This window comes from Aliikangiella litoralis, assembly GCF_052495765.1.
Genome location: NZ_CP199292.1, coordinates 1,893,320 through 1,906,390, shown reverse-complemented (window position 1 = coordinate 1,906,390; position 13,071 = coordinate 1,893,320). Strand labels below are relative to the sequence as shown.

Annotated in this window: 8 protein-coding genes and 1 riboswitch; of the genes, 2 read left to right on the top strand and 6 right to left on the bottom strand. The window is 38.1% G+C overall.

All coding sequences use genetic code 11. From position 1 onward, the window contains the following. Positions 1 to 36: 36 nt before the first annotated feature. From cysG to ACT5E3_RS07945, 4 genes are all read right to left on the bottom strand, one after another. Positions 37 to 1,425 (bottom strand): siroheme synthase CysG, encoded by a 1,389-nt coding sequence (cysG, locus tag ACT5E3_RS07960; RefSeq protein ID WP_444997768.1) that lies wholly within the window; start codon positions 1,423 to 1,425, stop codon positions 37 to 39. 46 nt (positions 1,426 to 1,471) lie between these two features. Continuing rightward, positions 1,472 to 5,410: a cobaltochelatase subunit CobN gene (gene cobN / locus ACT5E3_RS07955; protein ID WP_444997767.1), complete on the bottom strand. Its 3,939-nt coding sequence runs from the start codon at positions 5,408 to 5,410 to the stop codon at positions 1,472 to 1,474. Then, entirely contained in the window at positions 5,410 to 6,513 is a 1,104-nt protein-coding gene (cobW, locus tag ACT5E3_RS07950) for a cobalamin biosynthesis protein CobW (RefSeq protein WP_444997766.1), read from the bottom strand. The genes cobN and cobW overlap by 1 nt, the downstream gene beginning before the upstream one ends. Positions 6,514 to 6,774: 261 nt before the next feature. Continuing rightward, a riboswitch (cobalamin riboswitch) is annotated at positions 6,775 to 7,044 on the bottom strand. 82 nt (positions 7,045 to 7,126) lie between these two features. Then, positions 7,127 to 8,026, bottom strand: coding sequence for a hypothetical protein (locus tag ACT5E3_RS07945; RefSeq protein WP_444997765.1), 900 nt, complete (start codon positions 8,024 to 8,026; stop codon positions 7,127 to 7,129). Positions 8,027 to 8,921: 895 nt separating this feature from the next. On the opposite strand from ACT5E3_RS07945, the gene ACT5E3_RS07940 reads away from it, so the two are divergent. Both ACT5E3_RS07940 and ACT5E3_RS07935 read left to right on the top strand, forming a co-directional pair. Continuing rightward, a complete protein-coding gene (locus ACT5E3_RS07940) occupies positions 8,922 to 11,123 on the top strand; it encodes a TonB-dependent receptor plug domain-containing protein (protein WP_444997764.1) in 2,202 nt (733 codons plus the stop codon). 29 nt (positions 11,124 to 11,152) lie between these two features. Further along, entirely contained in the window at positions 11,153 to 11,665 is a 513-nt protein-coding gene (locus tag ACT5E3_RS07935) for a TlpA family protein disulfide reductase (RefSeq protein WP_444997763.1), read from the top strand. A 158-nt stretch (positions 11,666 to 11,823) separates the two neighbouring features. Here ACT5E3_RS07935 and ACT5E3_RS07930 read toward each other — a convergent pair whose 3' ends face one another. Continuing rightward, complete coding sequence (locus ACT5E3_RS07930; protein WP_444997762.1) at positions 11,824 to 12,426, bottom strand: hypothetical protein; 603 nt, start codon at positions 12,424 to 12,426, stop codon at positions 11,824 to 11,826. A gap of 2 nt (positions 12,427 to 12,428) precedes the next feature. After that, entirely contained in the window at positions 12,429 to 13,010 is a 582-nt protein-coding gene (locus tag ACT5E3_RS07925) for an AHH domain-containing protein (protein ID WP_444997761.1), read from the bottom strand. Positions 13,011 to 13,071 lie beyond the last annotated feature (61 nt).

Below are 13,071 nucleotides of genomic sequence, written 5' to 3'. Positions count from 1 at the left end.
GGATGCCAGATTTAATCCTCTCTTCTAAAATAAAAATTATCTCTTCTCAAACCATTGAAGTTTTTCCGATAACTTAACAACATGACCGATAATCAATAATGTTGGTGAAGAGACATTATTAAGCTTTGATTCTTCTGATATTTTTTCGAGTGTCGAAACAAAAACTCTTTGCGCTTGAGTGGTTCCTTTTTCAATCAGCGCAACAGACATATTCTGTTCCATTCCGTTGGAAATTAACGATTGGCAAATTATCGGCAAACTATTTAGCCCCATATAGAATACCAAAGTTTTACCAGGTGAAATTAACTCCTGCCAATTTAAATCAATATGACCTTCCTTTAATTGTCCGGTAACAAACTGTACTGATTGCGCATAGTCTCGATGAGTCAATGGTATACCTGCGTATGCAGAACAGCCATTTGCGGCGGTAATTCCAGGTACCACCTGAAAAGGGATCGCATCATCGACTAACTGTTCAATTTCTTCACCACCACGTCCAAAAACAAATGGATCCCCCCCTTTCAAACGAGCCACACGCTTACCTTGCTTGGCGTAACTGACTAATAGTTGGTTTATGTTGTCCTGAGGAACAGAATGGTTACTTCTCTTTTTACCAACATAGATTTGTTCGACTTCCGGACGAATGAGAGACATCACTTCCGACGAGACTAACCTATCATAAAAAACAACATCTGCTTGTTGTAATAAACGAAAAGCACGTAAAGTTAAAAGGTCAGGATCACCTGGTCCCGCACCAATTAAATAAACTTCTCCACTGGTGTTAAAAGAGCCTAAATTGGCCAGTGCATCAAACAACATTTTTTCAGCTTGTTGATGATTTCCAGAAAAAATAGCTTCTGCAATAGAGCCTTGTAAAACCTGTTCCCAAAATATAACGCGCCGTTGTTCATCAGTAATATGTTCGTTGACAATTTTACGATGCTTACCAACAAACTCTGACAAATATCCATAAGCAGCAGGCACAAAACGATTAACCTGCTGCTTTAGTAACCGGGATAATATTGGAGAAGAACCATTATTTGAGATTGCAATTGTCAAAGGGTTTCTATCAATCACCGCGGGAAAAATAAAATCGCATAAATTTTGATCGTCAACCACATTCACAGGAATATTCAATGTTTTAGCTAAAGCAGCAACTTGTGCATTCACTATTTTAGAGTCAGTTGCAGCAATGATATATTGGTAATCTTGCTGAATCAATTCTGCAGAAAATAAATCTCTCAAACAAGTCCCTCCAGACTCATCTACTAGCTCGACTAAACCAGTTAAAATTTCTGGAGATAATACATCAATGATAATTCCCGACGATAATAATCCTCGTGCCTTGCGTAACGCAACTTTACCGCCACCAACCAATAAACATCGTTGTTGTTCTAGTCGATGAAAGAATGGAAAAAATTGCACGTGATACCTCTTGAGTTTTTATTTGCCAATGATAAAAGAATCATTACTATGATAAACCTTCCTGTTGCGCATCTATATGCAACAACAAATCCTGTAATTGTTCGGCATATTCACCCGGCGCCTGCCAAAGTCCTCGTTGGGCGGCCTCTAACAAGCGTTCCGCCATTTCTTCCAGCGCATGTGGGTTATGTTGTTGTAAAAAATCTTGATTTTCTTGATTAAAAACCAAACTATCTGCCACTTTTTCATATTGATAATCGTCAATTAAATTGGTTGTGGCATCATAAGCAAATAAATAGTCAACACTTGCAGACATTTCAAAAGCCCCCTTATACCCGTGTTCACGCATTGCATTAATCCATTTAGGATTGAGTAAACGAGAACGAATGACTCGATTGAGTTCTTCTTTCAATGTTCTCACTTTTGGTAATGCGGGGTTAGAATGATCATTGTGATAAATGGTCGGAGTATCACCAGAATACTCTTTAACCGCATTGGTCATGCCACCTTGAAACTGATAGTAGTCATCAGAATCTAAAATATCATGTTCTCGATTATCTTGATTTTGCACGACAACTTCTAATTGTCCTAAACGATCTTTAAAAGCCGTTTTAGCTTCCACACCGTCTTTGTTACCATCGCCATAAGCATAGCCTCCCCAATTAAGATAAGCTTCAGCCAAATCAGCAGATTGTTCCCAACAACGCTCGTCAATTAAACCTTGTAAGCCAGCCCCATAAGCACCTGGTTTACTGCCAAAAACACGGTAACTTGCTTGGCGTTTTGCCTCATCATAACTCATATTATTTTTGACTAATTCTTTAACACGAGCATTAATGTGCGCTTTAATAACATTACCATTACCCGGCTCTTCAAATTCAGCAATTGCTAAAACAGCGGCATCATACAATCGCATAACATTGGGAAATGCATCTCTAAAAAAACCTGACACTCGTAGAGTAACATCTACCCTGGGACGTCCGAGTTGCATACAAGAAATAATTTCAAAATCAATGACTCGATGCGAGCCTTGAGCCCATATGGGCTTTATTCCCATCAATGCAAAAGCTTGCGCAATATCATCTCCACCAGTCCGCATAGTAGCAGTTCCCCATACAGACAAACCTATCTGCTTTGGATAATCGCCATGCTCTTGCAAATGCCTCTCGATCATCGCTTGTGCGGAAATTTCTCCAATAGCCCATGCTGCCGGAGAGGGTATCGCTCTATTATCAACAGAAAAAAAGTTACGCCCTGTTGGTAACGTATCTAAACGCCCTCTTGTTGGCGCACCACTAGGTCCAGGTTCAACAAATTCACCGGCTAAACCGTTAACCAATGAACCAATTTCCTTATCAGCACTTTGTTTTAATGCTGCGAGTATTATCTCTTTAGCATAGATTAGTTGCTTCGCCGTTCGCGGAAAGGTTGCATGGAGAACTTTATCAGTTTTTACTTGCCCATCTTCCAGTACAAAATCTTTGACCAATTGAAGCGCGAGCAACTCTAAGCGTTCTCGCGTATCTCCTTCAGTTCTCCAAACAGATTGATCAACTTGTGCTAACATCGACGGTCTATCTCCTTTCCACTCATTCGCTTCAATACTTAAAGGGTCGAAAAGAACGCCATTTTGTGTCAGCTTTAAATCACTCACCAGATTATGCAGTATACCTTGATTTTGCTCATCATCTCCTCGTGGTAATCTTAATAATGCAACCAAGGTATCACACAGTTTATCTGTATCAGGTAAAGCCCCTAATATATGTAAACCATGTCGAATTTGAGCTTCTTTAATATCACACAGATAAGTATCTAACTCATTGAGAAGTGTTTCTTCATTGATAAACTCACCCACTTCAATATCAGTATTAGATTCAACATTTTCGGTTAAATTTAATTCCTCTAGCACATGTGAACTTTTTACTTGTTCAATAATTTTTTCTTTTAACCAATTTTCGCGGCGCTCGTCCATTCCCATCGCTTGATAATATTCATCAACCAATCCTTCTAATTCAGCTAATTCACCATAAACTTCCGCTCGGGTAATAGGTGGCATTAAGTGATCAATAATCACAGCTTGGGTACGTCGTTTTGCTTGTGCTCCCTCCCCAGGATCATTAACAATGAACGGATAGAAATGAGGCATAGGCCCTAAAATAATATCAGGCCAACATTGATTAGAGAGTGCGGTTCCCTTACCCGGTAACCATTCAAGATTTCCGTGTTTACCCACATGCACTATCGCATTAACCTGATAGCAATGACGTAACCAAAAATAAAAAGCTAAATAATTATGTGGCGGAATTAAATCAGGTGAATGATAGTTAGCCGCTAAGTCAAGGTTAAAACCTCTCGCGGGCTGAATGCCAACAAAAGTTTCTCCTAAACGAATACCAGCCAACATTAATCGACCATTCCGATATTTAGGATCTTGAGTGGGTTCACCCCACTGTTCTAAAACCGCTTGTTGACTCTCTATTGGCAATTGCGAAAAAAAAGTTTGATACATTTCTAGAGAAAGACTCTGCCAACAAGGAAGCCTATCTATCGTTTCAAGATTATTAGTCACTGCTTCTTGTAACTGTTTGATTAACTCATCGCCAGTTTCTGGGATAGATTCAATCGGATAACCCGCCAACTTCATCCCGGTTAGAATATTAATGGCGGATGCGGGAGTATCTAATCCCACACCATTACCAATCCTTCCATCTTTAGTTGGATAATTAGCTAGAATCAGAGCAACCCGTTTTTCCTGGTTGGGCTTTGTTGCCAGTTTGCAAAATTGGCTGGCCATTTCAACAATAAACTGAGCCCTTTCTTGATGTAATACATACCGGACAACTGAAATTTCACATTTGCAAGAATAAAATGCTTCATCTTTAAAACTCATTGCCCGCGTAATAATTCGACCATCCATTTCTGGCAAAACCACCTGCATTGCGATATCACGGCTGCGTAGACCTTGAGAATAATTTTGCCAATCCTGTTGGGTACTGCTAGAAAGTATTAGTTGTAATATTGGTATTTTCAATTCAAATGGGGAAAAGAAATCTGTTGGCTGTGAAGACAAATCTGGACTTGAAACTCGGTTACTTGAAAAGCCCGTTGTATTGATAATTAATTTAGCTTGGCTTTGTTGCAATAATGCATTCACTAAGGTAATTGACTCAGGATCTTTTAGTGATGCAATCGCAATGGGTAGTAAGTTAATACCTTCATTTTCAAACAGTTCTACCAGCTGGTCAAACATATCAGTGTTAGCGCTTTGTAAATGACTACGATAAAACAACATTACGGCAACAGGTCCATTAACATTATTTTCTTGCCAGCGCTTTTGCCAATCATAATAACTCGCTTGCAGAGATATTGAATGAGAATTAAGTTTTGATTTTTTTCTTGAAGCGATTAAGTCAGTAAGAAAAGGTCGCGGCATATAAATCATACATCGCGGAAAAACCTGTGGCTGATGCCAAGAATAAGCTTTATCCAAAAACTGTTCTGCGATACATAAAAATAACTGTTGGTTATTAACGCCACCACCTTCACGTAAAAAACGCCAAATAATTTGAGCCGTCTCTGCTTGAATGTTAGAAGCTAAAAACAAACTATCATCAGGAGTATCATCGCCAGGGATAAGAATCAGCTTTCGCGGTTGTTTTACACTATCCTGCTCAGCCCAAACTTGTAATTGTTGAAAACCATAAGGCCAATAGTTTTCCCCACCCAGCAGCGACACGACCACAACTTTTGCTTCATCAAGTACTTTATCTTGGTAAAGATCGAAAGCAGCAGGTTTTAATAACTGCATCCAGTTGGCTAAACGAATTTCAGGAAAATCATCAGGTAAGCAATCTGCTGCAGATGCTAAAGCAGCGAGTGAACTATCCGCCGCCGATAATATAACAATATCGGCTGGCGTTTGATTTAAATCGATAATACCTTCATCATCAGTAAAACCACCGGGTTGTGCAGCCAATAAATGCATTAGCTACTCACATTCTCTAACTCGGCTTGCTTGACAGCTTGGATCAGTAATTCTTCGTCAAGTTGTTTACCGATAAAAACGAGTCGAGTTTGTCTTGATTCTGCGCTCCCCCATAAACGATCAAAATGAACATCTAATCGTTGACCAACGACCTGCAAAACTTGGCGCATCGGTTTATCCGCTAAAGCAACAAATCCTTTTACGCGAAAAATAGTATGTTGAGCAATTAGTTCCTGAATAATAGTTTGCAACCGCTCACCATCAACTTCATCAACAGTTATCACGTAAGAATCAAAATGATCGTGTGCATGTTCATGATGTTCACCGTGTTCATGATGAACATCATGATGATTATGTACCTGATTAATTTTTTCTTCCGCAGCTGACTCAATACCAATTAATACATCTAACTGCACATCACCATGGCTGATGTAAGTAGTTTTCACTGCATTCGGTACTTTTGCGTCGACAGTATTTTTAACTTGCTCTCGTTGAATTTCATCTAACAAATCGTTCTTACTAACCACGACTAGATCTGCTGCACTTAATTGGTCATCCAATAGCTCTTGTAAACTAGGATCATGATCCAGACTTTCATCAGCTAATCTTTGCGCCTGAACTTTATCCGCATCATTGGCAAAACGCCCTTGTGCTACCGCAGGTCCATCAATGACGGTAATCACAGCATCTACCGTACAATGCTGTTTAATTTCTGGCCAGTTGAAAGCTTGTACAAGCGGTTTAGGCAAAGCCAATCCACTTGTTTCAATCAGAATATGATCAATATCTTCCCGCCTTTCCACCAGTTGTTTCATTACAGGTAAAAACTCTTCTTCAACCGTACAACAAATACAACCGTTGGCTAGTTCAAAAATCCCTCTTTCTCCCTCAGTATCAGACTCTCCTTTTCCTGTGCTTTCTTCTTCGCATTCCAAAGGACAACTACGCAATAAATCAGCATCAATATCTAGTTCACCAAATTCATTAACAATAACAGCAATACGCTTTCCTTTTGCTTGTTTTAACAAATTGGATAATAAGGTAGTTTTACCACTACCAAGAAAACCGGTAACAACGGTTGCTGGAATTTTATTCAACTGCATGCATCTACTCCATCAAGTTCATAATGACCTAAAAGTCTAAATTGGTGAGTAAAAGAGAGAATGAAAAAATAGAATAAACTCTGCTGAGTTCTCATTAACGCCTCTACTTGTTTTCAAGAAAATAGGCGAAATATATAACGGAGTTCAAGAAAACTTGATTTTATAAAATCAAGTTATCGACACAACCAGGCAATATTCCACTATTTTCAAGCTGATGCGTCGTATACGATATTCGTTCTCTAAAGCACACCCCGGCAAAGAGAAACGACGCCTATATTGGCAGGTCTTCTGGCTCACGGTCTTCATGTTTTATCGACCTTCCCAAGACTTTAGATATCTATAATTTAGATATTTTAACGCATCAAAATTATCGACATAAACTCTCAGTGGTATAACAGACTAAAACACTCGCGCTTACAGTTGCGGGGACAGCTTCATCAGCGACAAGTCTTATTGCTTGTGCTTTGAATTCCCTATTAATCTGAGCTAATAAATTTTTCAACTCACAGAACCAATATAGCGGTAGCAATTATAAAGCGAACAACTTGGCGTTTACAAGTAAACAACGATGGCCCATTCATTGAGGGCCATCACCTTATCGAGATAATAAAAACTAAAGCACCTTTATGCCGAGAGCATATGTAGTAATAGTTGCCGGAGAAGAGTAAACATGATCTTTAGAACTTCCTTCACAACCATGCTGAGAAATTTGAGTGAAAGGTTTCAATTTCCAGAGTAAATTTCCAGCCCCACTCCAATGTACATTAGCACCACATCCTGTTAACGCATATCCCGACTGAACTCCAACAGAGCTAGCTGGATGCGCAGTATGTGATGAACCAGCAGAGTTAATATCGACACCAATACTGCCAACGTCAGGAATATAATTACGGATCCCAATTGCATACGCTTGAGTTGTCGCATAACTTGAAACACCATGATCCTTTGATTTTACACGCCAACTAAAACTAGTGTCAGGATAAGATGCGGTGGCCAGGTTACCATGACCAGACCAATTAACTTTAATCCCTCCGCCGATCAATAAGTGACCAGAAGAAACACCGGCAGACACATCAGGATGAGCCCCCCAACTACTGCTAGCAACATTAACAGATATATGTTGAAGCAGTTGACTACGTGTTAATCCTTTTATTTTTAAACCAAGTGCATAAGCTTTCAATTTAATTGCATCAGCATGCATATGATCCTTAGTAGAAACTAACCACGCTGATAATTGAGCATTTGGATAAGAGGCTGTAATCAAATTTCCTTGTGGAAGGTGAGAACCCTCAACACCACCTCCAATCACAACAAAGTCATCAGGCACATTAACAGCATAGTTTGTATAATGTTGTTGATATATTGGTGAAACTTGTTCAAAAACGGCAACTGTTACTTTACCTGAACTGTCTGTCATAGATTTGATTAAAGTAGAAGCATTTACTATCGAAGCTATATTGGTGAAGATTAATAAAAGTAATGTTTTTTTAGTCAATAAATTTAGATAGTTCATATTTTCCCTCTGACATTTTTTGAGATTAAAAAGCAAATAACATAGACTCTAAATAAAATACTCCTGAGTTAAAAACCTGTAAAAAAACAGCATTACCAATAGTAATTCATAGTTTTCAATTGCTAAATCATATTAAAAAAGTAATCCAAAAGTTAATTTACAAATAAAACAATATTATTTAGAAGTGAAAAATATAACATTGAAAAATGACAGTTTTAATACTTAAAAAAGAGAAAAGCATTAAGGTATAGCTGAATCAAAATAAGCTGCGATGCTGTAGCTGGAAAAGTAGTTTGCTAATTTGGGATATGCGCCAAAAACTCCATCGCAAACTATTTTGATTTAGCTATATATATAAAACTTAAGATATTCTTAATAAAAATTTAATACTTTCTATTCAACTAAAAGCAAATAAATTCATATTATAAAAATAAGATATCCAAGAAAGAGTTCATAAAATATTGCGTTCTTGATAATTAATAAGAAGTAATAACATTGCACACCTACTTTTTAACGTTAACGATTTAACGCATAAAAATTCTTAAATGGGTAATACTCTGCGCCAAACAACCTCCCTTAATATTTCATTTTTATTTTCAATATGACACTAACCCATAAGCGGAGTTTGTGGGTTAGCTAATATAAGTCACTTTTCCTTTATTGGGCGCTAACTAAATGCCTATTTAACTACGCAAGCAGCTCATATAATCCTTTAATATCAATAAGCTATATAAAAAACATATAAAATAGACTAGAAATTACGCTCCAACAAGTCAATATATTGACCTACATCAAAAAATAAATAAAAATCATTCTTGTTTGCATTACGAATAATCTATAGGATAGCTTGCAAAACAGCTCACCAATATTGCTTAATATTAATTAGGAAATTCAGATGTACTACAAGCCCCTCAGACTGGCGTTTTTGCTTTCTCTACTCCCCATTTATTCTCTGCATGCTAATCCGCAAGAGCAAACAGAAGAACAAATCGATAAGAAAGAAAAGGTTAAAGAAGAAATACTCACCATTATTGGCACCAAAGAACGGCTTGATAAAAAAGGTCGACTTTCTAACGTTATTGAAAAAACAGAGTTAATCTCAGCCGCTACCATAGAACGAAAGCAAGCGATGACTCTTACTGAAGCCATTACCAACGAACCAGGTATAAGAGTGAATAATGAGTGTTCTATGTGTGGTATGAAACGAGTGATGATTAATGGTTTAAAAGGAGAACACACCACTGTATTAGTTGATGGCGTGCCAATGCATTCTGTCGTGTCCTCTTACTACGGAATGGACGCAATAACCGCAACAGGTATTTCTGAAATTGAGGTTGCCAGGGGCGCAGGCGCTTCGTTAATTGCACCAGAAGCAATCGGCGGAACAATCAATCTAGTAACCCGTAATGCAACGCAAGACATGATACAAATCAACACTGCCATACATGACGACGGCGATAAGATGATCTCAATGTTAGGTACAACCGTGAATAAAGATAAATCACTCGGTCTAACAACAGCTATACAATATCAAAATATTGATCAGTCCGATGGAGATGACAATGGTGTCAGTGAAAATCCAGCCATGGAAAATACTTCACTCATGCTAAAATTTAACGCCGAAGTCAACAACAACAATAACTTCCAAGCACGCTATTCCTATTTTGAATCCGACATTTTTGGCGGCCCAATGGGAGAAGACTGGAACAGCGTTATTGCATCTGAAGCTTTAGGTAGTACTAAACCGGGCGCATTTTTTGAACAAGGAGATGTGCGCCAAAAATACACAGCCGCCCCTTGGGAAACGGCCGAAATGGTAAAATCTGATCGAGCAGAAATTATGCTCCGTTGGATTCACGAAGTCGATGGAGAAAACCATTGGGAAGCGACCTATAGTCGTGTCGATCATAGTCAAGACTCTTACTATGAGGGCTTTGATTATGATAATACCGACACCATTGACTTTGTCGATTTTAAATGGACAAAAACCATTGGAGATGCGCATTTATTTACTCTTGGCATTGACGCTAAAAAAGAAGAAATGCGCTCAAAATCGGAAGCTCTCGCATTAATACAACTTGCCGATCCCAGTATATCTGGCGATAGTTTTGATACAAGCTCACAAGGAATCTATTTGCAAGACTCATGGTTTGCTCGACAAGGACTTGAAATTAAGCTGGCCATTCGATTCGATCAATTACAAACGAATTGGATTGAACAAACAACTCAAAAAAATGAAATCGACAAAACACTTTTCACTCCTAGAATCCATACGCGTCTTGATCATAATGACGAATGGACCTCGCGACTTTCTTTAGGTCAGGGCTTTAGAACACCAGCAACCTTCTTTGAATCTGATCATGGAATACTCGATAATGGTTTTGAGATAGCCGTTACAGACATAGAAAAATCAACCAGCGCAACTTATAGCCTCAATTACGAAGGAGAAAACTTTAACTCTACAACTTCACTTGCTTGGAGCAAAGTTAAAAATCTGGCCTATATTGACTTTGAAAGCGCCACCAGGCCAACACTGCTCAATTCCTCAGAAACAATGAAAGTCTCAACCATCGATTGGGTTTTCGGTTATGAATTCTCAAAAAACTGGTATTTCAATGGCTCAGTTGAGCTTTATCAATATCAAAAGAATTATAAAGAAACTTTCGCAATCGTTCCGCTAGAAAAAAGAGCGCTATTGGGTCTTGAGTATGATAATGAAACTTGGAAAGTTTCTCTAGATGCAACCTGGGTAGGTGCACGAGATCTTACTGATTATGGATATCAAGATCGTTATAACCAGTTTAATGATATTAATGCCAATGATTTGGTTGATGCAGGTGAACTATCTGCACTCAAATCGACAGATGCAAAAGCTTTCACCTTGGTTAACTTTAAAATATCGAAACAAATTAACTCACAAATTTTAGTTTATTTAGGTGGAAAAAACCTTCTAGATTTCACGCAAGTTAAAGATATGGATAGCCCTCTTTATTGGCAAAATGATAACGGTACTCCAGTGTACGATGTCGCCCATATTTATGGCCCGCTAAAAGGTAGAGAGTTTTATTTAGGATTTAAATATTCGTTAGAAAAATAAGTGTAGAAAATAACATTCAAGTAATAATCATGAAATATTGGCCTTTATATTTTTTCATCAGCTTGGGTTGGCTTTCATCAGTCAACGCTAAGTCTGTAGATAAGAATTTTTCACACAATAATCAGCCAGCGCAAAGCCATCTATCACAGTTGCCCAATTTAAATCTTCTGAGTTTAATGGATCAATCTCAACTCAATCTTCAGGATTTAAATGGTTCCTTGGTTATTCTCAGTTTTTATGAAAATGAGTGTCGTTGGTGTTTAAAGCAAATGCGTCAATATAATCAATTAGTCTCAAATAATGAAGTTAAATTTGTTATGGCAGGCATTGGTTCTAATGACTTTTATTTACGTCATTGGGCTAACCGAGCTAACCCACAATTTCCAGTGGTTAAAGCAAACAAAAACTTACTGGATATTGTGGGTAAAATAGAAGCGACTCCTTACACACTTATTTTTGATCAACAAGGTCGCTTTATTACCAAAATAACCGGATACATAGAGGCAGCAAAAATAGAAAAAATTATTAAGATATTGAGCTGACCAGTCCAATATCTTATTTTAGTTTTTTACTGTAAGCTGCTAGACGTTGCGCGAATGGTTGGACATCGTGACCCGCGTTCACTGATGATTTATTACAATCCTACGGCTGAGGAAATTGCGGGAAGGTTGGGATAAAACAGAGGGGCCAAAGCCCCTTTTTAATTCGCTTTTTCTACTGTGCTTCTATCCTCTGGGAATATATTGGCTAAATCGGTTGTAATGTATAGGCCAGTTAAATTGTTATCCTCAATCGCTTGCTTGATATTCTCTTGGCAATAAAGCCCCGTAAAGCCGTCATATTCAGTTCGAAAAACGGCGTAATTTTTTACGCTGTTTTCTTCAAAACCGAGGCTAACAATATCTCCCCATTCGTTTTTTTTTGTCACTTGGGGATCCACACTGGCAACAGATAAGGGCGTAAAAAAATAACCATCTCCTTTTTGATATTTAACTGGTAAGAGTTCACCGTCATTTTTTATTAACGAGTATAAAACTCTGTATGATTCTTGAGATAAAAAAAGTCGTCCATCTCTAACGCTTAAATCTGGGATTGGTTTTTCTTTTTGCTTTTTAAACATCGGGATAAATTCAAAATTCAAAGGTTCGGAGTAGACATCCCCAAACCTTCTAGGAGAATTGTTGACACTAATTCTCGATTCTCTACTACAACTACCCGACTTTTCTAATAGTTGTTTTATTTGCTCGTGGTCGAATTTAAAGTCCAGAAATTCGTCACCATCAGATATAAGTTTATAAATCATATTTAAAGTCCAGTTTTAGGCATCACGCTTTTAGGAACAGCCCCGCTTTGTAGCGCTTTACGCAGTAATCTAAGTACATTAATTAATTGTTCTGGGGTTTTCACAATATTTTGATTTAAACGAGTAGCAAGCCATAAATAGTACTCTCGATGATGAATTCTCTTGTGAGGGACTCCATTTCGAAGATAATTCGGCATGTATTTCCTATCTTCCCAATCTCTTGGTAGCCAGCAACCATTATGCGGGTCATCGATTCTAACTTTTAGCCAAGCAAGTAAAGCCCTTGCTCCGATAGCAAGCTCTACATTACCCGAAACTATCGCATGGCAATCACAGCGGTTTGAGGGGCGGGGATCTCCCGCTTGTTTCATGTACCTAGCTAATCTAGATGACCTGTGTTTTTCAGTCTCCAAAGCTTCATCAGTCATTTTTGCTGCTTTAAGCCGATATCTATCAAGGTAATCGCATATTTTACCACGTGTTTTCAATGCCGCAAAATCGGCAGTAGTCGGCTTTTCAATTTTAGCAAAGTCTGTTAGCAGTTTTTCAACATGTGTATGTTCTGGTTTGATATGAGGGTACATATCCCTGTATCTCTTAAACCGAACTTTACTATAAAGATGCTCACAGCTTTATGTAAGTAAT